23 protein-coding genes are annotated in these 22517 nt (G+C 57.8%); 10 read left to right on the top strand and 13 right to left on the bottom strand.

Annotated features, from left to right (window positions below):
• Window positions 1-607: nitroreductase family protein (locus ACR0DY_RS10785; RefSeq protein WP_480898238.1), on the top strand; the 607-nt coding region annotated here is incomplete at its 5' end.
• Window positions 608-632: 25 nt separating this feature from the next.
• Here ACR0DY_RS10785 and ACR0DY_RS10780 read toward each other — a convergent pair.
• Both ACR0DY_RS10780 and ACR0DY_RS10775 read right to left on the bottom strand, forming a co-directional pair.
• On the bottom strand, window positions 633-1913 hold the full coding sequence (locus tag ACR0DY_RS10780; RefSeq protein ID WP_480545769.1) for an MFS transporter: 1281 nt from the start codon (window positions 1911-1913) through the stop codon (window positions 633-635).
• 145 nt (window positions 1914-2058) lie between these two features.
• Window positions 2059-2799 (bottom strand): YebC/PmpR family DNA-binding transcriptional regulator, encoded by a 741-nt coding sequence (locus ACR0DY_RS10775; RefSeq protein WP_480481976.1) that lies wholly within the window; start codon window positions 2797-2799, stop codon window positions 2059-2061.
• 110 nt (window positions 2800-2909) lie between these two features.
• Here ACR0DY_RS10775 and ACR0DY_RS10770 point away from each other — a divergent pair, with 110 nt between their 5' ends.
• The 4 genes from ACR0DY_RS10770 to ACR0DY_RS10755 all read left to right on the top strand — a co-directional run bounded on the left by ACR0DY_RS10770 (window position 2910) and on the right by ACR0DY_RS10755 (window position 8036).
• Window positions 2910-4682, top strand: a complete 1773-nt coding sequence (locus ACR0DY_RS10770; protein WP_480545770.1) for an SLC13 family permease — start codon at window positions 2910-2912, stop codon at window positions 4680-4682.
• Between the two features lie 16 nt (window positions 4683-4698).
• Window positions 4699-5433 carry a glutamine amidotransferase gene (locus tag ACR0DY_RS10765; protein WP_480481980.1) on the top strand — a complete coding sequence of 245 codons (735 nt, stop codon included), beginning with the start codon at window positions 4699-4701 and terminating at the stop codon, window positions 5431-5433.
• A gap of 73 nt (window positions 5434-5506) precedes the next feature.
• Window positions 5507-6364 (top strand): bile acid:sodium symporter family protein, encoded by an 858-nt coding sequence (locus ACR0DY_RS10760; protein WP_480545771.1) that lies wholly within the window; start codon window positions 5507-5509, stop codon window positions 6362-6364.
• Window positions 6365-6374: 10 nt separating this feature from the next.
• The gene (locus ACR0DY_RS10755) at window positions 6375-8036 is read left to right on the top strand and encodes an FAD-binding dehydrogenase (protein WP_480898235.1); all 1662 of its coding nucleotides are present in this window, start codon (window positions 6375-6377) and stop codon (window positions 8034-8036) included.
• Window positions 8037-8049: 13 nt separating this feature from the next.
• Here the strand turns inward: ACR0DY_RS10755 and ACR0DY_RS10750 are convergent, their stop codons facing one another.
• The 3 genes from ACR0DY_RS10750 to ACR0DY_RS10740 form a co-directional block, all read right to left on the bottom strand.
• A complete protein-coding gene (locus ACR0DY_RS10750) occupies window positions 8050-8787 on the bottom strand; it encodes a YbaY family lipoprotein (RefSeq protein ID WP_480486381.1) in 738 nt (245 codons plus the stop codon).
• A 96-nt stretch (window positions 8788-8883) separates the two neighbouring features.
• Window positions 8884-10662, bottom strand: a complete 1779-nt coding sequence (locus ACR0DY_RS10745) for an SLC13 family permease (RefSeq protein WP_480481988.1) — start codon at window positions 10660-10662, stop codon at window positions 8884-8886.
• An 87-nt stretch (window positions 10663-10749) separates the two neighbouring features.
• Window positions 10750-11565, bottom strand: a complete 816-nt coding sequence (locus ACR0DY_RS10740) for a TIGR00282 family metallophosphoesterase (RefSeq protein WP_209504607.1) — start codon at window positions 11563-11565, stop codon at window positions 10750-10752.
• Window positions 11566-11695: 130 nt separating this feature from the next.
• On the opposite strand from ACR0DY_RS10740, the gene ACR0DY_RS10735 reads away from it, so the two are divergent.
• Complete coding sequence (locus tag ACR0DY_RS10735) at window positions 11696-11923, top strand: putative hemolysin (protein WP_267365364.1); 228 nt, start codon at window positions 11696-11698, stop codon at window positions 11921-11923.
• Between the two features lie 3 nt (window positions 11924-11926).
• Here the strand turns inward: ACR0DY_RS10735 and ACR0DY_RS10730 are convergent, their stop codons facing one another.
• Window positions 11927-12484, bottom strand: a complete 558-nt coding sequence (locus ACR0DY_RS10730; protein WP_480545773.1) for a 5-formyltetrahydrofolate cyclo-ligase — start codon at window positions 12482-12484, stop codon at window positions 11927-11929.
• Window positions 12481-13875 carry a magnesium transporter gene (mgtE, locus tag ACR0DY_RS10725; protein ID WP_267365362.1) on the bottom strand — a complete coding sequence of 465 codons (1395 nt, stop codon included), beginning with the start codon at window positions 13873-13875 and terminating at the stop codon, window positions 12481-12483. The genes ACR0DY_RS10730 and mgtE overlap by 4 nt, the downstream gene beginning before the upstream one ends.
• A 139-nt stretch (window positions 13876-14014) precedes the next feature.
• Between mgtE and guaD the strand changes: the two genes are divergently transcribed.
• Window positions 14015-15301: a guanine deaminase gene (gene guaD / locus ACR0DY_RS10720; RefSeq protein ID WP_480481992.1), complete on the top strand. Its 1287-nt coding sequence runs from the start codon at window positions 14015-14017 to the stop codon at window positions 15299-15301.
• Here the strand turns inward: guaD and ACR0DY_RS10715 are convergent.
• The 3 genes from ACR0DY_RS10715 to ACR0DY_RS10705 all read right to left on the bottom strand — a co-directional run bounded on the left by ACR0DY_RS10715 (window position 15298) and on the right by ACR0DY_RS10705 (window position 17955).
• Window positions 15298-16632, bottom strand: coding sequence for an 8-oxoguanine deaminase (locus tag ACR0DY_RS10715; protein WP_480898232.1), 1335 nt, complete (start codon window positions 16630-16632; stop codon window positions 15298-15300). The two genes, guaD and ACR0DY_RS10715, sit on opposite strands and share 4 nt — an antisense overlap.
• 114 nt (window positions 16633-16746) lie before the next feature.
• The gene (gene hisN / locus ACR0DY_RS10710; RefSeq protein WP_267365356.1) at window positions 16747-17538 is read right to left on the bottom strand and encodes a histidinol-phosphatase; all 792 of its coding nucleotides are present in this window, start codon (window positions 17536-17538) and stop codon (window positions 16747-16749) included.
• Between the two features lie 45 nt (window positions 17539-17583).
• Window positions 17584-17955, bottom strand: coding sequence for a helix-turn-helix domain-containing protein (locus ACR0DY_RS10705; protein ID WP_267365354.1), 372 nt, complete (start codon window positions 17953-17955; stop codon window positions 17584-17586).
• A 340-nt stretch (window positions 17956-18295) separates the two neighbouring features.
• Between ACR0DY_RS10705 and ACR0DY_RS10700 the strand changes: the two genes are divergently transcribed.
• Window positions 18296-19252: an NADPH:quinone oxidoreductase family protein gene (locus ACR0DY_RS10700; RefSeq protein WP_480481998.1), complete on the top strand. Its 957-nt coding sequence runs from the start codon at window positions 18296-18298 to the stop codon at window positions 19250-19252.
• Between the two features lie 6 nt (window positions 19253-19258).
• On the opposite strand, the gene ACR0DY_RS10695 is transcribed toward ACR0DY_RS10700, so the two are convergent.
• Window positions 19259-20140 carry a LysR family transcriptional regulator gene (locus ACR0DY_RS10695; protein WP_480482000.1) on the bottom strand — a complete coding sequence of 294 codons (882 nt, stop codon included), beginning with the start codon at window positions 20138-20140 and terminating at the stop codon, window positions 19259-19261.
• A gap of 127 nt (window positions 20141-20267) precedes the next feature.
• Between ACR0DY_RS10695 and ACR0DY_RS10690 the strand changes: the two genes are divergently transcribed.
• Window positions 20268-20477 (top strand): DUF1127 domain-containing protein, encoded by a 210-nt coding sequence (locus ACR0DY_RS10690; protein WP_267367668.1) that lies wholly within the window; start codon window positions 20268-20270, stop codon window positions 20475-20477.
• Window positions 20478-20660: 183 nt separating this feature from the next.
• Complete coding sequence (locus tag ACR0DY_RS10685; RefSeq protein ID WP_209504618.1) at window positions 20661-21437, top strand: Bax inhibitor-1/YccA family protein; 777 nt, start codon at window positions 20661-20663, stop codon at window positions 21435-21437.
• Between the two features lie 183 nt (window positions 21438-21620).
• Here the strand turns inward: ACR0DY_RS10685 and ACR0DY_RS10680 are convergent, their stop codons facing one another.
• On the bottom strand, window positions 21621-22127 hold the full coding sequence (locus ACR0DY_RS10680; protein ID WP_480486391.1) for a hypothetical protein: 507 nt from the start codon (window positions 22125-22127) through the stop codon (window positions 21621-21623).
• A gap of 216 nt (window positions 22128-22343) precedes the next feature.
• Complete coding sequence (gene rpmG / locus ACR0DY_RS10675) at window positions 22344-22511, bottom strand: 50S ribosomal protein L33 (protein ID WP_037309480.1); 168 nt, start codon at window positions 22509-22511, stop codon at window positions 22344-22346.
• Window positions 22512-22517: the final 6 nt, after the last annotated feature.

Genomic DNA, 22517 nt, shown 5'->3' with positions numbered 1-22517 from the left:
GGCGCAGGCATTTTATGAAAAGATGCGTCAGCGTCATACTATCCGGGATTTCAGCCCCCGCCCCGTTGCCCGTGAGGTAATCGAAACCAGTCTGCGCACTGCGGGTACCGCCCCGTCAGGCGCCAATCACCAACCCTGGCATTTTGCAGCCATCTCGGACCCTGCCCTGAAACACCGCATCCGGGAAGAAGCCGAAGAAGAAGAACGCCGGTTCTACGCAGGTGGCGCCGGGGATGAATGGATCAAGGCGCTGGAGCCCATCGGCACCAACGCGGTCAAAGAACATCTGACAATCGCCCCCTGGCTGATCGTGGTTTTTGCCCAGCGCTGGGGGCAATTCGAGGATGGAACGCGGTACAAGAACTACTACGTCCCGGAAAGTGTGAACATTGCCACCGGCTTTCTGATTGCCGCGCTGCATCACGCGGGCCTCAGCACCCTGACCCACACCCCAAACCCGATGCGGTTTCTGAACGACGCGCTGGACCGGCCCGCGTCGGAAAAACCAACCATGATTATCGCGGTGGGACACCCGTCAGAAGGAGCGACTGTGCCTGCTGTGGCAAAACTCAAGAAACCCCTGGAAGAGATTTCATCCTTCTTCTGAGGCTTTCGCGACGCTCGCCAAAAACTCAATTCGAGGGCTGTTCCGCCTTTTTCCGTTCTGGTTGCATCATGCGGTAGCAGTTTATACAGGACACCAGACTGGCGACGACGATGAATGCGACGGCCATCGCGACCTCGTGCATATGGGCGACAGCGGCAAGGCCCGCAGACAACAACACCGCGGTTAAACGCGCGAACGCCTTGACCGCCGCCGATCCCCGCACCCGCTGCTCTTTGGGTGCCACATCCAGAAAATAGAGCTTGCGCGCACTGCTGATCCCGGTCACCGCAACGGTGACAATGAACAGCGCAATTGCATGCAAATGAACCTGATGGTCAATGCCCAAATAGTGGAACACCAAAAGGACACTGCCTGTTGCGGCGACCATCAATGTCCCGACCACCATGACCGCACGATGGGATTTCATGTTGATGGTTTGCCACAGAGGACCCGATACAAGATATCCCGAAGCGGAAGAAACGATCATCGCGGTCAATCCCTGTGTCGAGCTGTGATGCGCTTCGGCTGCGATGAGACCGAAGAACGGAACAGACAGCGACACAGCAACCAAGGGCAGACGCATGATCATATACCGCCGGAACCATTGGTATTCGAACATGTCCAGAATACCCTTGATATTCGCCTTAATCGAAATGCCCCTTTCGGACTTCTGCGGCGTCGTCGGTGCACCCTCACGCACGGTTTCCGTCATCGCCAGCATGAACAGACCCGACAGCAGGAAGAATAAAACCGAAACGCCAATCATGACTGAATGGCGCGAAAAGGGTGGATTATCCTTGGTGAACTGATGCACCAGCAACGCAAGGCCAATGGCACATAGCCCCCCGGCACCAAGTTGCAGGTATTGCATGACCATGCGCGAACGCGCCTGAACGTGGTCCCCGAGCAGATCCGTAAGCATCAGGGTCTGCACTTCGCTGACAAGCCCGATCACCAGAAATACAGACAGGAAAACCGCCGCGATCAATGGGACAGCCCCGGTTGCGGCCGCAGCGATTGCCAGAACCAGACAGGCGCCAATGACCGCTTCGGTCAGCGCAATTGCACGTTTCTTCTTGCTTCTTGCCGCAACGGGTTGCGCTAAAAAGAAGTCCGCAATTAAACAACCGACCATCCGCACCGACACCAGCGCCCCCGCCACAAACATCGGCAACTCGAAGGAAACGGCTAAAAACGGCAAAACAACCGACGGGCTGCCGAGCGTCCACGCGACCTGAGACAGGATACTTTGCCCGGCCAGGACGGGCACGTTGCGCTTGGTCTGATCGGAAGTTTCGGATGTCATTCGTACTGTGTCTTCGTGTTTTCTGTATTTCCCGCACTTTCAGCCTAAGCGCATCGACTGTTTCAGCCAATAATTCAATAAAACCATCAAAAACCAAAAAACCCGGCCGTTGCGACCGGGTTTCAATGAGCTGGTATGGGTCAGCTTAAAGCTGCGCCATGACCTCATCGGTGGCTTCGAAGTTGGTCGTGACACGCTGCACGTCGTCATCGTCTTCCAGCGCATCGACCAGCTTCATCAGCTTTTGCATGTCCTCAAGGCCCAGTTCCGTCGTTGTGGTCGGTTTCCAGACCAGCTTGGTGGATTCTGATTCTCCAAGCGCGGTTTCCAATGCAGAGGAGACATCGTTCAGATCGGTATCCGCGCACCAGATGATGTGACCGTCTTCCGAGCTTTCGACGTCTTCGGCTCCGGCCTCAATGGCGGCCTCAAAAATCGTGTCGGCATCGCCAGCATCTGCCGGGTAAATGACCTCACCCTTGCGGTCAAACATGAACCCAACCGAGCCGGTCTCGCCCAGATTGCCACCGTTCTTCGAGAACGTGGAACGAACGGTCGATGCGGTCCGGTTGCGGTTGTCGGTCATGGTTTCGACAATTACCGCAACACCATTGGGCCCATAGCCCTCATAGCGGATTTCTTCGTAATCGTCGCCTTCACCCGCTTGGGATTTCTTGATCGCGCGGTCGATCACGTCCTTGGGGACCGAGTTCGACTTGGCTTCTTTCACCGCCAGACGCAGGCGCGGGTTCTTGTCGGGATCGGGGTCGCCCATCTTGGCGGCCACGGTGATCTCTTTTGACAGTTTGGAAAACAGTTTGGACCGCGCGGCGTCCTGACGCCCCTTGCGGTGCTGGATGTTGGCCCATTTGGAGTGGCCTGCCATAGTGCGTCCTCGTCATCATGTTTGCGTGTTCGGCGCTCATATAGACGTTTGCGGGGGGCAGGATCAAGAGAGCGGCTTGCGACGACCTCACCGCCTTGTATGGTGACGGCATGACGACAGATCAGATCATACTTTTTGCCCTTTTCATCACTGTCTTCGGAATGCTGCTTTGGGGTCGGTTTCGATACGATCTTGTGGCTTTTGCCGCGCTTATGATCGGCGTCGTTCTGGGTGTTGTGCCGGTGGGTGGCGCCTTTGCGGGCTTTGGCCACCCGGCGACAATTATCGTCGCGCTGGTGCTTGTGGTCTCTGCCGGTTTGGTCAGGTCGGGTGCGGTCTTTCTGATCACCCGCACTCTGGTTGATGCGTCACGGGGGCTGGGCGCGCATATCGCCCTGATGGGCGGGATCAGTGCGATTCTGTCGGCCTTCATGAACAATGTCGCGGCGCTTGCCCTGCTGATGCCCGTGGATATTCAGACCGCGCGCAAAGCAAGTCGCCCTCCGAGCCTGTCCCTGATGCCGCTGAGCTTTGCTACCATTCTGGGGGGCATGGTCACCCTGATCGGTACCCCTCCGAATATCATTATCGCCTCGATCCGGCAGGAAACGCTCGGCGAGCCGTTTCACATGTTCGATTTCGCCCCTGTTGGTGGAATAGCAGCGATTGCCGGTCTGGCATTTGTCGCGCTGATCGGATGGCGATTGATCCCCAATCGCGGCGTGCAACAAGAAACATCCGAGGTACTGGCCGAATACATTGCCGAACTGACGATCCCGCCGGGCTCTGCCCATATCGGCAAACGGGTCAGCGAGCTTTATGAAACGGCCGAAAAATCCGACGTGGCTATCATCGGCCTGATCCGGGATGGGAAACGGCGATATGGTCGGTCAACCCATGCCACATTGAACGATGGCGACGCGTTGGTGCTGGAAGCACGCCCCGAAGCACTGGACGAATTCCGTTCTGCGCTGAAACTGGATTTCTCGGACACACGACGGCAAGAGCTGCTGACTGCCGAGGGCGAAGGTCTGGAAGTAATCGAAGTGGTCGTTCCCGAAAGCGCGCGCATAAGCGGCCGTACTGCGCAGGGTATCGGGTTGGCCTGGCGCCAAAGTACCGTCCTGATGGGCATCTCGCGTCAGGGTCGTCAGATCACCGAACAGGTTCGCAAGACCGAGGTTCAACCGGGAGACATCCTGCTGCTGCTTTGCCCTCGTGATCGCAGCGCTGATGTGACCGATTGGCTGGGGTGTCTGCCACTGGCCGAACGCGGATTGAACGTGACGGCAAACGACAAGGCCTGGCTGGCCATCGGTCTGTTTGCCGCTGCCGTCTTTGCGGCCAGTGTTGGGTTGATTTACCTTCCAGTCGCATTGGGGCTTGTCGTCATTGCCTATGTGCTTACCAAAGTCATGCCAATCACGGAGATCTATAACCACATCGAATGGCCCGTTGTCGTGCTGCTGGGTTCGATGATCCCACTGGGCAGCGCTTTGGAAACATCCGGCGGCACCGAGCTGATTGCCAATGCGCTGATCCAGCTGACTAACGGTCTGCCTGCATGGGCGATCCTGACGGTACTGATGGTCGTGACGATGACCTTGTCGGATGTACTGAACAACACCGCCACCGCCATCGTCGCGGCACCGGTGGGCATCCAGATGGCCCAAACGCTCGGGGTGTCGCCCGACCCTTTCCTGATGACCGTTGCCGTTGCGGCTTCGGCTGCGTTCCTGACGCCTATCGGTCACAAGAACAACACGCTGGTTCTGGGCCCCGGCGGCTATCATTTTGGCGACTACTGGCGCATGGGCCTGCCGCTGGAGGCTCTGATCATCGCGGTTTCCGTCCCCGCCATCCTTGTCTTTTGGCCGCTGTGACGGGTAAAGGCTGATCATGAAACGCTTTTTGATCCTGCAACTGCGCCCGGAAACGGATGCCTCCGACGCAGAATATGCTTCGATCCTGAACCGCAGCGGGTTATCGCCCGAACGCACACACCGCATCCGTCTGGATTGCGAAGACCTGCCGGAAGGGCTGAAAGTCGCCGACTATGCGGGGGTTATTGTAGGCGGCGGACCGGGATGCGTCAGTGATGACCCCGCAACCAAATCCCCGCTGGATGCCCGGATCGAGGCTGCGATCATGGGGTTGATGCCGCAGATCATCGAACAGGATCACCCGTTCATGGGCTGCTGCTATGGCCTTGGTATTCTGGCCGTACATCTGGATGGCAACGTCAGTAAAGCCCGGTACAGCGAACCTGTGGGGCCGTCCAGGTGCCAACTGACCCCCGAAGGACAACAAGACCCGCTTACCGCAGAATTGGACGCCACCTTTGATGCTTTTGTTGGTCACAAAGAAGCGGTTCAAACCCTGCCCGAGGGCTGCGTTCACCTTGTTGCGTCCGACCCCTGCCCGTTCCAGATGATCCGCTGGGGCCAGAACGTCTATGCCACTCAGTTCCACCCGGAAGCCGATGCCAAAGACTTTGAACAACGCATCAACATCTACAAGAACCATGGCTACTTCCCGCCCGAAGACGCGCAGAAACTGATCGACCATTGCCATTCGGCAGAGGTTACGCAACCCGGTGAAATCCTGCGCCGTTTCGTCCAGCGATACGAGTGACCCAACGGCGCGGTTGCCTGCGCCTTGCCCCCTCGCATAGGCTGATCTGACGCAACTTTGGGAGGGGTTGTCCTTGGATTTGCTTTTGAATGTCGGCTTGCCGGTGTCGCTTGCCATTATCATGTTGTCTCTGGGCATCGGGCTGGAGGTGGCAGACTTCCGTCGTATCCTGAGCCGGCGACGCGCCTTTGCCATCGGGGCGGTAAGCCAGATTGTTCTCTTGCCAGTCGCAGCCTTTGTGACGGTCACAATCTTTGCATTGCCCCCCGAGATCGCGGTTGGTTTCATGCTGCTCAGTTTTTGCCCGGGCGGCGTAACCAGCAACATCCTCTCCAAGCTCGCCAAAGCCGATGTCGCGCTTTCAGTCAGCCTGACCGCGGTGATCAGCCTTTTGTCGATGGTGACCGTGCCAATACTGGCCGCGTGGTCGATCAGGCACTTCATGGGCGACGAAGCCCCCGAGGTTTCGATCACCGGGCTGGCTGTTGCATTGTTTCTGATAACAACGCTGCCTGTGGCAATCGGGGTCGGAATTCGCTACTTTGCAACGGAGTTCGCAAACCGCGTAGAGCCGGGATTGTCAACGCTCGCGACCGTTTTGTTCGTGCTGATCGTTGCCGCGGCACTGGCCGGGAACTGGCAATTGTTCGTCGACAATCTTGGCATCATGGGCGCAGGCTTGATTTCTTTGAATATCACCCTGCTGTTAATCGGGCTGGGGCTTGCGCGGATATCAAACCTGTCCTGGAATGAGTGCAAGACGATCTCGATCGAAACCGGTATTCAAAACTCCACGCTGGGCATTACACTGGCGGCGCTGATCACGAATACCGAAAGCGGGTTCAGCCCGCTGGCCCTGCCCTCGGCGGTTTATGGCATTACGATGTACGCCGTGGTTCTGCCGTTTCTTGTCTGGTTCCGCAGGCGCTGAAAGGACCGTTATGACAAACAACACTGCTGATGCGATCGTAATCGGTGCTGGTCTGGCCGGATTGGCCGCCGCAGCCGAACTGGGCGACCGAGGCAAAAAGGTAATCATACTCGATCAGGAACCCGAAACCTTTCTGGGCGGTCAGGCGTTCTGGAGCCTTGGTGGACTGTTCATGGTCGACACCCCCGAACAGCGCCGCATGGGTATACGCGACAGCCACGATCTGGCGTTGCGCGACTGGATGGGCAGCGCACAGTTTGACCGTGACGAAGACGCATGGCCCCGCAAATGGGCCGAAGCCTATATCGAGTTTGCGGCTGGCGAGATGCGTCAGTGGCTGCACGAAATGGGCCTGCGCTGGTTTCCGGTCGTTGGCTGGGCCGAACGTGGCGGGTCTTATGCGACGGGGCACGGCAACTCGGTCCCGCGCTTTCACATCACATGGGGCACCGGCCCCGGCGTTCTTGAACACTTTATCCGACGTGTCCGCGACCATGTCAGCGCCGGATTGATCCAGATGAAGTTCCGCCACCAGGTCAGCCATATCATCATGCAGAACGGAACCGCCAAAGGTGTTTCCGGAGAAATTCTGGCCGATGACACCTCCCAGCGCGGTGGCAAAACCAACCGCGATGAGGTTGGCGAGTTCGAAGTTTATGCCCCGTCGATCATCGTCACCTCCGGCGGTATTGGCGGCAATTTTGACATGGTGCGTCAAAATTGGCCCCGGGACCGTTTGGGTGAGCCTCCCAAAGACATGGTTGCAGGGGTACCCTTTCACGTTGATGGCCGCATGATCGCAATCAGCGAAAAAGCGGGGGGCCATGTCATCAATGGTGATCGGATGTGGCATTACACCGAAGGCGTCCGCAACTGGGACCCGATCTGGCCCGCCCACGGCATTCGCATCCTGCCCGGCCCAAGTTCAATGTGGTTTGACGCCAGGGGCAACCGCCTGGCACCGCCCTGTCTGCCGGGGTTCGACACATTGGGGACACTGCGTGAGATCCTGAAAACCGGATATGAATACAGCTGGTTCGTTCTGACCCAGAAGGTGATCAAAAAGGAATTTGCGCTGTCCGGGTCGGAACAAAACCCCGACTTCACTTCGGGCAGCTGGAAAGAGGTTATCCGCCAGCGCATTCTGTCAGGTTCCAGCGCAACTGCTCCGGTCGAGGCGTTCAAGGAAAAGGGTGAGGACTTTGTTGTTGCAAAAACGCTGACTGAACTGGTCAACGGCATGAACCATCTGGGCGACACTCCGATAGATGAGGCTCAACTGCGTGCCCAGATCGAAGCCCGGGATTCGCAGGTCGACAACCCTTTTTCGAAAGATGCGCAGATGATGGCGATCCTTGCCGCGCGCAATTATCGCGGAGATAAACTGATCCGCACAGCCAAACCGCATAAGTTTCTGGATCCGGCCAACGGCCCGCTGATTGCCGTCAAGCTGCATATTCTGACACGCAAATCTCTGGGTGGGTTGCAGACCAATCTGGACAGTCAGATGATTGGATCAGACGGCAATGTCGTACCGGGCCTGTTCGCTGCTGGCGAAGTCGCCGGATTCGGCGGTGGCGGCTATCACGGCTACAACGCGCTGGAGGGCACATTCCTGGGCGGCTGCATCTTTTCCGGTCGCAATGCCGGGCGTTCAAGGGCCGTCGCCTGACGCACTTTCCCTGTTACTTGCGCACCAGTTTGATCACCGGTTGGCCCTGCGCATCCAGCAGAGCCAGAGCGTTGCCCTGCATCGCGAATGTCGTGACGTTCTGCAAGGCTTGCAGGAATTGCCGCTCAACCGCGTCCAGCGGGGGCGGGCACGCCATGAGTGTTGCAGCCATGTTGTCTGGAAACGCAATGCGATTACCGGAAATCTCGGCCTGACCGCTGAACCGGTTGCAGCCGCTGCTTCCTGAAAAAACCCCATCCTGACCAAAAACAAGCTCGGGGCGTTTCTCGGATTCGACAGGCGCACCATTCAGGCCCGAGGCGGCCCATTGGGTGTTGTCCAGCGTTGCCGCCCCCTGCCCCTGGACCTGAACCAACAGAAGATCAGCGGCATTTTCTGCCCCATTCGTCAGAACGGGGTAAACGGTATCTGTGGTGAACAGCAGGTTTTGCCCCTGCATCACAGATGCCCGAACGCTATAGCGATGAGCATCCATGATCAGTGCATCGTCATAGGTCAATTTGAACTGCGCGGGCACCCCGCTCAGCGCATACCGTTGCGCGGCAAGCGTGACAGCGGGAGCATCGGCCAGCGAGATATCCTGAAGCTCGACATAAAGGGTTGCGTCCGGTGGCAGTGCAATGCGCTCTCGGTATGTGGCGGTCCCTTCAACAATACCGGCAATAGCGACACCGCTTAAAGCTGCCCAAGTTGCTGCACCCGCCCATATTGCGCGACCCAAATGCTGCATCGGTCAAATCCTTTTGCAAACCCTCTTCGCAAAAGATCGTGTGCCCTTGGATCTTTGCAAGATGCGCTTCGACAAAGTGGCGATTCTGCGCCGAAATCACAAAGGCCAGATCAATGGAATAAGAAGGGATGCCAACAATCCGACCGTCAGGTTAAGCGGAACACCCACCTTCATGAAATCGGTGAACCTGTAACCGCCAGGGCCGTAGACCATCATGTTAGTCTGGTATCCGATCGGTGTTGCAAAGGACGCCGAAGCCGCCACCATAACCGCAACCACCAACGGGCGCGGGTCCATTCCGACGGCCTGGGCCAGCCCGATGGCTATAGGCGTGACCACAACCGCAACCGCATTGTTGGAAACCAGTTCGGTCAGCACCGAGGTCAGCAGATAGATCGCCCAGATGATCAGGAAGGGCGGCAGAGCGCTTAATCCCGGTGCCACGGCCTCGACAATCAGTGAAACCGCACCAGAGCTGTCCAGTGACGCACCGATGGCGAGCATCGCGAAGATCAGCGCCAACAGGCGACCTTCGACAAAGGAGAACGCCTCGTCCGCGTCGATGCAGCGGGTCAGAAGAACCACGGCTACGGCCACAATCGATAACAGCAGGATCGGCGCGACACCCAGCGCTGCAAGGACGACGATCCCGACCAGCGCGCCAATTGCAATTGGCGCATGGCTGCGACGGAAGGCGCGTGCAGAAGGTTGGCTGACATCCACCATGTCCATGTCCGCCGCAAGGCGCTGGATATCTGCCGGGGCGCCCTCCAGCAGTAATGTATCCCCTACCCGAACCACCAGATCATCCAACTGGCGACCGATATTCTGATTGCGACGGTGAACGGCCAGCACATAGACACCATACCGACGCCGAAGTCGCATCATTCCAAGGGTCCGACCCACCAAACGGCATCCGGGTGTGATCAGCACCTCGACCGTCTTGGTCTCGACAGCAGAAACCTGATCCACACGCTTCAGCTCTTTGTTGCTCTGTAGGCTCAGAAGTTCGGTCATCTCGGTGCGCAGAACTACGCGGTCACCGACCTGCAATTCAACGCCCTTCAGATTGCGCCGCAGCGATTCATCGCCCCGGACCACATCGATCAGACGCACGCCGGGACGTTTGAACAACTGAACGCCGGTCACTTCACGCCCGATCAGGTTGCTGTCGGGCGGAATGACCGCTTCGGTGAAAAACTTCATTCTGGACCGGTCGCTGAGCAGCGAGGCCATGCTGTCCCGCTCGGGCAGTAATCTGGGGGCGATGAAGCGCAGATAGACCATGCCGTAGATCACCAGTGCAATCCCCAGCGGCGTGACCTCGAATATCGAAAAGGCTTTCATCCCCTGCGCGCGGGCCACACCATCCACCAGCAGGTTGGTGGACGTTCCGATCAATGTCAGTGTCCCGCCAAGAATGGCGGCATAGCTGAGCGGAATTAGCAGCTTTGACGCGGGAACGTTCAGGGTGCGGGCGATCTGAACAAAGACCGGGATCATGACCACAACAACGGGCGTGTTAGACACAAAAGCCGAGGCCAGAACGACAAACCCCATCAGCAATCCGATGGCAATGCGCGGGTTGACCTGCGCCTGCCTTTGCGCGGTCGACGTGAAGGCGTCCAAGGCCCCGGTCCGCACCAAGGCCCCCATGATGATGAACATCGCCCCAATCGTCCAGGGCGCGGGATTGGACAAGACCGCCAGCGCGCTTTGATAGGGCAATATCCCTGTGACCAGCATCAGTGAGACACCGCCGATGGCCACGACCTCGGTCGGATAAACCTCGCGCAGGAACATGACGAACATGCTCGCAACAATCAGCAGCGCCAGAATTGCGCTGCCCGTCTCTGTCAGTGAAAGGAAATTCATTCGTGGTATTCTGTCCGAACCCTGGCCCAAGCGCCTGATGACATGCAGTTTCACGCATTGCGCGTGGCAGGGCAAGCCCGACGTTCGTTAATCAGGCCCGGCTTGTTCCAAACGCCCACCAACGCGCACCATGCGAACAGATTTGGCCTGACCGTCGCGATCATCCGTTTCGACGAACACTCCGCTCAGCGTGGCCTCGCCATTGGCAGGGGTAAACCGGGTCTTGGGCATCCCGGTTATGAACCGGCGCATCGGTTCCTGCTTGTCCATACCAATGACCGAGTCATAGTCGCCGCACATGCCCGCATCCGTCAGATAGCCTGTGCCGCCCGGCAGAATCTGCGAATCCGCTGTCGGTACATGGGTATGTGTGCCCACCACAAGGCTGGCGCGCTTGTCGCAATAGTGACCCATGGCCATCTTCTCGGACGTCGCCTCACAATGCATATCGACAATGATGGCTTGTGCCTGCCCGCCCCTGGGGTGCGATTTCAGGATGGGCTCTATGGCCGAGAACGGGTCGTCGAATGGCCGTTTCATAAAGACCTGCCCCAACACCTGCACCACCAGAACCTTGCGCCCTCCGGGTGCGTTGAACAGCCGGTGCCCCCGCCCCGGCGCGCCCTTGGCATAGTTCACCGGGCGCACGATGCGCTGTTCTTTCTCGATATATTGCAGCATGTCTTTCTGGTCGAACGCATGGTCGCCCAATGTCAGGCAATCTGCACCGGCATCCAGCAGCAGCTTGGCGTGATCGCCGCTCAACCCCATGCCGTTCGACGCGTTTTCGCCATTGACCACAACGAAATCCAGCCGCCATTCGTCGCGCAGGCGCGGCAAATGTTGCTGAACGGCCGCGCGCCCCGCGCGCCCCATGACATCACCAAGAAACAAAATCCTCATGATCCGGGTCGTAGGGGCTGTGCTGGGCAATAACAAGGCGGAACCGTGAAATTTAAGTTGAGCCCGAACTTGAAATTGCTTGCAGGCGTGGCAAAGTCTTAGCCATGCGCTTATATCAAAAGGATATGTTGTGAAGTTATTGGCAATATTGACATTCGGCCTTGTGGTCGCTTCGGGCGTTATGGCGCAAGGCACAAAGACATCCATGCCCAATCCCGCGGCAACCTTTTGCGTCGAGAATGATGGAGTTTACCAACTTCGGAAGAACGAAGACGGAAGCGTCTTTGGTGTCTGCATCCTGAAGGACGGCACGGAAGTGGATGCCTGGGACTATCTACGCGGCCACTTTCAGCAATGAGGCTTAGAACGTCAGCACCCGGCTTTCCGTGACAACCATGTCCAGCGGCTGATCGGTCGGCTCCAGCGGCAGATCCTGCGCCTCTTGCGCGTCAAAAGCGAAACCGATTGCCAGTGTCGCGCGCTTGCCTCGCAATCCTTCCAGCGTGCGATCATAAAATCCGCCGCCATATCCCAGACGCCCGCCGTTGGCATCAAAAGCCACCAGCGGCACGATCAGGATCTCGGGGTCGAAATAATCATCAACCTCGGGCACTCTGGCACCGAATGGACCGTCTTTCAGCGGTCCTTCTGGCGTCCAGCGCGAAAATTTCAGAGGTTTTCCAGCGGCTTGGATCACGGGAACCCCAACAGGTCCATAAGCGGCAGCTTCAGCCATGGCGGATACCGGGTCGATCTCGGTTCGGATTGGCATGTAGCCTGCCAAGGGTACACCGCGATAACCCGCCAGAACCTCGGACAAACGTCCGGCCGCACCGGGAACACGCGTGTCGAACGCGACCTTGCGGCGCGCAAATGCCGCTTTGCGTGCAGCTGCTTTGATTTCAGTCAGATCGGTCACAATAGCACCACACTGGCAAGCCCAAGAAAGATGAAGAACCCCATGACATCGGTTGTGGTTGTCACAAAGGTTCCTGACGCCAGAGCCGGGTCAATTCCCAGACGATCCAGCACCACCGGTACTACCGTACCTGCAAAGCCCGCGATGATCATGTTCACGACCAAGGCTGACCCAATCACGACACCCAGCCAAGGTGAACCGAACCACAGCATCCCCACGGTCCCCAGTACAATGGCAAAACAGAGCCCGTTCAACATGCCCACCAGCAGTTCCCGCCTGATAACGCGCATCACGTTTGAATTGGTCAGGTCGCGCGTCGCCAGTGCGCGCACTGCAACGGTTAGCGACTGAGTACCCGCATTGCCCCCCATGGATGCAACAATCGGCATCAGGATGGCCAGCGCGACAAGCTGGTCAATTGCCGCCGCAAATTGCGAGATTACCAACGAAGCACATATCGCTGTGCACAGGTTTACCGCCAGCCACGGCAACCGTCGCCGACTGGTCGCCGCGACACTGTCGGACAGAGAGCTTTCGTCGCTCACACCGGCAAGGCGCAGGATGTCTTCTTCGTGCTCTTCATCCAGAACGACCATCGCGTCATCGATGGTGATCACACCAACCAGACGCCCATCGGCATCCACTACAGGGGCCGAGATCAGGTGATACTGGTTGAAGGCGTAAGCCACGTCCTCCTCGTCCTGATCAACGGGGATGATGTGAAACTCCTCTTCCGCCAGATCGCGCAACGGCACCTCACGACGGGACGCCATCAGCTTGCCCAATGTCACCTGCGCTGTTGGTTTCAGGCGCGGATCGACCAGAACAACATGATAGAACTGCTCGGGCAGATCGTCATTGGCACGCATGAAGTCGATGGCCTGACCGACGGTCCAATGCTCGGGCGCCATGACGACCTCGCGCTGCATCAAACGACCAGCCGAATTCTCGGGGTAAGCAAGCGCCTGTTGCGCCGCTAGCCGCTCGGAATCTTCGAGCGCGCCCAGAATGGCTTCCTGCTGCGGTTCCTCAAGATCTTCCAGAAGGTCAACGACGTCGTCGCTTTCCATCTCGCGCACGGCTTCCGCCAGAACCTCGGGGGTCAGGACGGCGATGATTTCCTCGCGGACCGCTTCGTCCAGTTCAGACAGGATGTCACCGTCAAATTCCTTGTCATAAAGCCGGATCAGCCGCGCCCGGTCATAAGGATTGATCTGCTCCAGAAGGTCAGCGATATCAGCCGCGTGCAGTGGCTCCATCAGCTCAATCAGCTTGTCGCGATCATCCACATCGACGGCGTATAGGATCGCCGCCACTGTCCGGCGATCCAGTGCATACGCGTCTTCGTCGTGGGGCAGATCGTGTTCGGCTTGATCACTGCCTGTCGTCATGCGCTGCCCCCTTCTTTCGGCGATTGGCCCCTAAATAGAAGAAGCAGCTACCAGAAAACAATGACAATGCGCCGATTTACCCACTTCTTTCGTCTGCCTATGCTACAGCGCGGTCCCAAACAGGTGGAGAACAGGGCAAATGGCGCAAAAGACGCTTTTGAAAGGGCGCGTTCTGAGTTTCACAGGCTCACCCTTTGACGGAGAGCCAACCGAAGCGACCCGATTGGACGAAGCTGTCGTGATTGACAAAGGGCGCGTTGCCGATGTCGGCGCGTCTGATGCGCTGATGCGGCGTCACCCTGATGCCGTCATCAAGGACCATGGCAATCACCTGATCATTGCAGGTTTCGTTGACCCGCATGTGCACTACCCACAGACGGCCATGATTGCCAGTTGGGGTAAGCGGTTGATCGACTGGCTGAACACCTACACCTTCCCGGAAGAGATGAAGTTTGGTGATCCTGAATACGCCTCTGAAATCGCCAACCGTTATCTGGATCTGACTGCCGCCCATGGCACCACGACGATGTGCAGTTTTTGCACCATCCACCCCGAAAGCGTGGATGCCTTTTTCACTGCCGCGCTGCAACGGGGACAGCGCGTGGTCGCGGGCAAGACCTGCATGGATCGCAATGCGCCTGAAGGTCTGCGTGACACAGCCCAGACCGCCTATGACCAATCTGCCGCGCTGCTTGAGAAATGGCACCGTGTCGACCGCCTGTCCTATGCCATCACGCCCCGGTTTTCACCGACGTCCACCCCTGAACAGCTTGAGGCCATGGGCGCGCTTTGGGCGGAGCATCCCCATTGCCTGATGCAAACACACCTGAGCGAGCAGACAGACGAAATCGAGTGGGTCCGCTCCCTGTTTCCCGATGCGCGGGACTATCTGGACACTTACGAAAAGTTCGGGCTGCTGGGGCAGAACGGACTTTATGGGCATGTCATCCATCTGGAAGACCGGGAACGCGATCGTCTGCGCGAGGTTGATGCGTCGCTGATCCACTGCCCCACCTCGAACACCTTCATAGGGTCGGGTCTGTTCGACATGAACGGCTTGATCCACGATGGCCACCGGATCGGTTTGGCAACGGATACCGGTGGCGGATCAAGTTTTTCAATGCTTCGCACCATGGCTGCCGCATATGAAATCGGTCAGTTGCGTGGGCGCCCCCTGCATCCGGCGCAATTGCTGTGGCTGGGTACAGTCGGGTCGGCGCGCAGCCTGCGGATGGATGATTGCATCGGCAACATTGCTCCGGGAATGGAGGCGGATCTGGTCGTGATTGATCTCGCCTCGACCCCGGCCATCGCCCAGCGCGAAGCTTGTGCAAACGATGTTTGGGAGGCAATCTTCCCGACCATCATGATGGGTGATGATCGGGCTGTGGCCGAGGTCTGGATTGGTGGGCGGCAGGCCGCCTAGGCCTGCAACCCCTTGGCAAGACTGTTTTGACGCTCAATCACGCGGGGCAGGTCAATCGTGGTGATATGCCCATCCCGCACGATCTGGCGGCCTTCGACAAACAGGTGCTTTACTTGCATCGGACCGGCCAGAAGCAGAGCTGCCGGGTCCCAGCTGCCTGCGCATTCGATACTGCGCATATCCCAGACAGCGACATCCGCGCGTTTTCCCGGCATAAGCCGCCCGCAGTCGGGACGCCCCAGCACATCGGCCCCGCCACGTGTTGCAATCTCCAATGCTTCGCGGGCCGACATCGCATCCGCCCCATTGACCACCCGTTGCAACAGCAGCGCCTGCCGGGCCTCAAGCATCAGATTACCGTTGTCATTACTGGCGGAGCCATCAGCGCCGAGGCCTACCTTTACCCCCGCATCGCGCATCGTCCGCACCGGCGCGATGCCTGATCCCAGACGGCAGTTCGAACATGGGCAATGAGCGACACCAGTTTTCGTACGTGAAAACAGATCAATCTCGGCCCCGTCCAACTTGACACAATGGGCGTGCCACACATCCGGGCCAGTCCAACCCAGATCTTCGGCGTATTGACCGGGCCGACAACCGAACTGAGCCTGTGAATAGGCGATATCTTCATCGTTTTCAGCCAGATGCGTATGCAACATCACACCTTTGTCCCGTGCCAGAAGGGCTGCATCGCGCATCAGGTCCCGGCTGACCGAGAACGGTGAACACGGGGCCAGACCCACACGGCACATCGATCCTTCTGACGGATCGTGAAACGCATCCACGACACGGATCATGTCGTCCAGTATGGCTGCTTCTTCTTCAACCAGACTGTCCGGTGGCAGGCCGCCATCACTTTCACCAATGCTCATCGCGCCGCGTGTCGGGTGAAATCGCATCCCCAACTCGGATGCGGCAGCAATCGTGTCCTCCAGCCGCGAACCATTGGGATAGAGGTACAGGTGATCAGAACTGAGCGTACAGCCTGACAGCGCCAGCTCTGCCAAACCGATCTGGGCCGAGGTGAACATCTCGTCTGGACCGAACTTCGCCCAAATCGGATAGAGTGTCTGAAGCCACCCGAACAGCAATGCATCCTGCCCGCCCGGCACCGCGCGGGTCAATGTTTGGTAAAGATGGTGATGAGTGTTCACCAGCCCGGGTGTCACCATACAGCCCGAAGCATCGTGAACCTCGCCTTGTGCCTGCAATCCGTGCCCGATCCCCGCGATCTGGCCGTCGCGGATCAAAATGTCAGCCCCGGGGAGTTCCTGCCGGGACTCGTCCATCGTCAGGATCAGATCAGCGTTTTTAAGTAGGATTTCTGTCATGTCGCGCTCCTGCATCTGCCCGTCTCTTGCAAGGAGTGCGAAGGTCGGCGGAAAACGGGCTCAAGAACCGACTGTGTATTATGTACCCGCCATCGGGATCTGCGACAACAGGTTTCAGAACCGACGCAGGATCTGAAGCGCCTCTGCATGTATCTCTGCGTTGGCTGCGGCCAATGCACGACCGCCCTCATGCGCCGGGCCGCCTTGCCAGTCGGTCACAATTCCACCTGCCGCCTGAATAACCGCAATAGGGGCCTGAATGTCATACGAGTTCAGCCCTGCTTCGATCACCAGATCCGCCTGCCCAGCGGCTAACAAGGCATAAGCGTAGCAGTCCATTCCATACCGGGTCAGTTGCACCTGTTCTGATACGGCCTGAAACCCGGCCCGGTCATCCGGGGTGCCGACTTCAGGAAAAGTGGTGAACAGCGTCGCCTGCGCTAGAGATTTCGTCCCCCGTGTTTGCAGCTTACTGGTCCCCAGCGGCCCTGTAAGCTGCGCACCAGCTGTCGATCCGACAAAGCGTTCGCCAATGTAGGGCTGATCAATCACCCCCATGATCGGCCCATCTGCTGTGCTGAGCGCGATCAGAACGCCCCAGGTTGGTGTACCACTGATAAACCCGCGCGTCCCGTCGATGGGGTCCAAGACCCAGGTTCGGCCGCTGCTGCCTTTGTGCGCACCGTATTCTTCACCCAACACGCCATCTTCGGGGCGCAACCGGGACAGAACCTCTCGCATGGCTTTTTCGGCGGCCCGGTCCGCCACGGTGACGGGGTCAAACCCTTCGGTCAGCTTGTTCGCAGTTTCCAGATTGGTCTGACGAAAAAAAGGAAGAATGGCCGCGCGTGCCGCTTCGGCCATTTCTTCTGCAATTTCAATGTCGCTTAAACTCGCCGGATGCATGGCACTCTGGTGCGGGCATTACCTGGCAAAGTCAAGCCGGTCTGATCAGGCGACGTCGCTGAGGACACGTGCAAGTTCAAACAGGCGGCGGCGCTGGTTTTCCGGAATTGCGTAGTAAGAGCGAACTAGATCCAGGGCTTCTTTATCGCCCATCAGATCGGCTGGAACAGATTTCTTTTCCGCGCTGCTTTTCTGGGCCTCTTCCAGACCTTCAAAGAAGAAGCTGACCGGTACGTCCAATGCCTCGGCAATGTCCCACAGGCGGGACGCGCTGATTCGGTTGGCTCCGGTCTCATATTTCTGGATTTGCTGAAACTTGATACCAACTTGCTGCGCCAATTGTTGCTGGGTCATCCCAATCAGCCAGCGGCGATGCCGAACGCGCTTGCCCACATGGACATCGACGTGATGAGTCATTGGTATTCTCCTCTACTACACACACATTTGTACGGGATCGTGCGACGTCCGAGATCGCAATACCAATAGGGGCTTCCTTAACCGCCCCCAAATCCGGACTGTGCCGTCCCCCGTTACCAGCACTGCTTGCCAATATTGCCGGTTTTGAATTTTTTTTCAAGCTGGTTGAGTCGATCCCCCCTCACAAGGGCTGTGGTTGTATGCGTCAAATGCCCTGCCCGCTGTTCGCGTGGCCCGGCTGGACATGCGACAGATTTTCAGGCGTTTCATGACGCCGCGCATAAGGAATTGACATCTCGCACAGCTCACGTGCCTATGCCCCAAGCACGTGAGGAACCAAATGAAGGCCTATTGTATTAGATCTGACGGGGCAGTTGCCCAGCTGTGCGATGTACCGAAACCCGAGCCGGGTGAGGGTCAGGTACGGGTTGCGATCAAAGCCTGCGGGTTGAATTTCGCTGATCTGCTGATGCAGAAAGGCACGTATCAGGATACACCGCCTGCGCCGTTTACTTTGGGTATGGAAATCGCCGGTGTCGTGGATACCATCGGTCCAGGTGTGTCCACCCTGAAACCGGGCGATCGGATCGCCGTCTATTCCGGTCAGGGCGGTCTGGCAGAATATGGCGTTTTCGACGCCGATCGCGCGATCCCGCTGCCGGACACGACCCGTTTCGAAGACGCCGCTGCGATCCAGATTGCCTATGGCACCAGCCACATGGCGCTTGACCACCGCGCCCGACTGCAACCCGGCGAGACGCTTCTGGTTACCGGCGCAGCGGGCGGTGTCGGGCTGACCGCAGTTGAAATCGGCAAGCTCATGGGCGCCACCGTCATCGCACAGGCCCGCGGCCCCGAAAAGCTGGCCGTTGCCCGCGCCGCAGGGGCCGATCACCTGATTGATGCCGCAGAGGACCTGAGGGAGCGGGTTAGATCGCTTGGCGGCGCGGATGTCGTTTATGACGCAATCGGCGGCGATGTGTTCAAGGCGGCCTTCCGCGCCACCAATCCCGAAGGCCGTCTGCTGCCCATCGGGTTTGCCGGCGGGGAAGTTCCGCAAATCCCCGCCAATCATCTGCTGGTCAAGAACCTGACCGTGATCGGCTTTTACATTGGCGGGTATCTGAAATTCAGGCCAGAAGCCGTGCGCGAAAGTTTTGACACACTTTTCCGCTGGCACACCGAGGGCCGCATCAATCCACACATCAGCCACGTCTTGCCTCTTGATGAGGTCGCGCAGGGCATGCGGTTGCTGAAAGAGCGTAAATCGACAGGCAAAATCGTGATCACCCCCTGACCGCAATCAGCCCACCACGGCACGCAGCTGTGCCCCCCCAAGCAGGCGGAAGTTCTGACGCACTAACTGCGCCAGCGCTTCGACAACCGCGTCTCGCCCCGGTTCGCCACCATACAGGTTGATCATATGCGCAGGCAGGTCCGGTAGCGCACCCCCGCCTTCGATCTGTTCAAGATGTGCGGCTTCGGTACCTTCCAGTGCTGCATACACTGCCAGATCAGCACTGACCGTGGCCTCGATTGTGCGGTCGTTTTCAGTTTCCACCGACAGCTCCCAGGGGATACCGGCTGCATCCAGCGCCGATATCACCTGTGGTCGAAACAAACAGCGACGTCCAAGTGCCAAAGGCAGCGGACGCTTGCGCCAGGCCGATCCACCCGGAGCACCTATCCAGCGCAAGGGCAGCTCTGCAATGGTTTCCGCACCGTCCACCGACGACGGTTCCGTGGTCAGGATCACGTCACATTCGCCACGTTTGTACATCTCTTTCAATTGCAATGAATAAGACGACACCAACTGAACTCGGACTCGCGGGAAATCCGCGTTGAACCGTTGCAGGACCCGTGGGATGGCCGGGTAAACTATGTCGTGAGGAACCCCCAATACCACCTCACCTTCAAAGGCCTGATCGGTCAGTTTCGAGATGACCTCATCATTCAACGCGATCATACGGCGCGCATAAGCCAGCAATTGTTCACCTGACGCGGTCAGGGCAATCGTTCTGCCACTGCGGTCCAACAGCTGAAGGCCAAGCAGCTCTTCCAGCCGTTTCAACTGCATCGAGACCGCAGATTGCGTCAGATGCAGGAAACCTGCAGCGCGCGTCACCCCACCCTGATCCGCCACAGCAACAAATGAACGCAGGGTTGTGATGTCCAGATTCCGCATCTTCACAATTCCTTATGGGTTCCATCAAAAATATTCGTTTTTAAAATATGTCATACTCTCCCATATCAATCAAGGAAATTGATGAAGACATGAAAAATCATCGAAAAAAGACGAAAGGACAATAAATATGACCCAAATTGCCATTCATCGCCCTTGCAAGCCCCAAAAGCAATCGCTCGGCACTATCATCAGGCGTGCTGTTTCCCTGAAGCGTCAACGCCGCCAACTGGCACGGCTTGATGACCGCGCCCTTCAGGACATCGGAGTCTCCAGATCAGAGGCTGATGCCGAAGCCAGCCGTTTCGTCTGGGACGCGCCGGAATTCTGGCAGAAGTGATGCAAAATCAAATAGTAACTTCATGAGTGGCGGTCGGCTGATGCGGACCGTCACTTTTGTTGCGTAAATTAGTTGGTTTTCCGCGGTAAATACTTGAAACACAGCCCTGAGTTGCCGATATTTGCCTAGAACGCTTCCCGCACAGCCGGGGGGCTGAATAATTATGTAAAGGGAGACCCTTTGATGGCACAATTCGACACGATCCGGACGGCGGCCGGCGCGCGCGCTGCCGAGATTGATGAGGGCCTGCGCGCCCATATGAACAAAGTCTATGGCACTATGTCCGTAGGCATGCTCATCACATTCGCAGCAGCCTGGGCCATCGCAGGCCTGGCAACCACAAGCGATCCGTCAGCCGCAGCAGCACAGTTGAATGCCGACACCTATCTGACATCGCTGGGCTATAGCATTTACGCGTCGCCCCTGCGCTGGGTCATCATGTTTGCACCTCTGCTGTTTGTCTTCGGCTTCAGCGCCGGGATCAACCGTATGTCGGCGGCTGCCGCACAGCTGGTGTTCTACGTTTTTGCGGCGGTGATGGGCGTTTCGATCAGCTGGATCTTCCTTGTTTTCACCGGTGAGTCGGTCATTCAGGTCTTCCTGATCACCGCAATCGCGTTTGCGGGCCTGTCCCTGTATGGTTACACAACCAAGAAAGACTTGTCCGCCATGGGCACTTTCCTGATGATGGGCCTGATCGGCCTGATTGTCGCGATGGTTGTGAACATCTTTCTGGCGTCTTCGGCGGTTGCCTTTGCAATCTCGGCCATCGGCGTTCTGATCTTCGCGGGCCTGACCGCCTATGACACCCAGAATATCAAGAACACATACCTGCAAATGGCCCATAGTGGCGATCAGGAATGGCTGGGCAAGGCCGCTATCATGGGCGCGTTGAACCTGTACCTGGACTTCATCAACCTGTTCATGTTCCTGCTGCAATTCTTGGGTAACCGCGAGTAACTGCAAACCAACGTAAGGGAAAGGCCGGTCATCAGACCGGCCTTTTTTCGTTTAGAACCAACTGATGATCGCGCTTGCCCGGTACATGAATCCTGGCGGACAAGGCGACGACGTCCGCGTACCCCGCAAAGAAAAAGCCCCCGCTAGATCAGCGAGGGCTTGATACATCAGAAGGTGTAAGACTTAGCTGCAATTCAACGGTACAGCAAAGCCCGAACTACGCTCGGACGTGCCTTTGCGGAACACATCACCGGCAGGCAGACACCCGGTGAAACGCTCAGCCTCTTGCGCGAAACCAACGCCGACCGAGTTGTCGACCTTTACGCTGTTCGTCGGTGTGCGAAGGACACCATACAAGGTTCCGTTGACGCTGACGGTGCTCAGGAACAGATTCGTATCGCTGCCCTGTAGCTGCACCGCATTGTCCGGCGTCCGCCCGCCATTGTCGATAGCAACGGCTGCCACCTTGGAGGGGTCCACTTCATCAGCCAAGAGAGTAACGGTCTGAAGTTCTGCCAGCTCGGCCGGGACATTCGTTTCAGGCGGCAGAAATGCGACGGCTCCGGGAACGTCGGAAATCGTGCGGGGTTCGCCATCGATTCCGGTAAACCCAACACCTTTGCGGTTAAACGGGTCTTCACAGGCCGCCAAAGTCAGAACGGCAATTGTGGATAACAAGATTTTTTTCATGGCGGTCAACATTTTGTGGCGGTTTGCTCAAGCGTACTTGCAGGTCGGCACAAAAAGCAAGCCACAGGCCATGCGATTGCATCGGTGGCTGATGCGCTCCTGCAACGGCCCCAGGTGGGCATGCTGACATTCTTGGCAACAAACCACCGGAGCTCAACACAAAAAAAGGCTCTGCCAAGCAGAACCCTTTTGGAAAGTCCAAATGGAACGGCAAGATTACTTGATCTTGCCTTCCTTGTACTCGACATGCTTGCGAACGACCGGATCGTATTTACGAATGGTCATTTTCTCGGTCATGGTGCGCGCGTTCTTTTTGGTCACGTAGAAGTGGCCCGTGCCCGCGGTCGAGTTCAGACGGATCTTGATTGTCGTCGGCTTCGCCATGGTTAT

This window comes from Ruegeria sp. O6, from assembly GCF_056535045.1.
The sequence above is the reverse complement of the archived record's forward strand: the minus strand, read 5'-3'. Positions and strand labels throughout refer to the sequence as shown.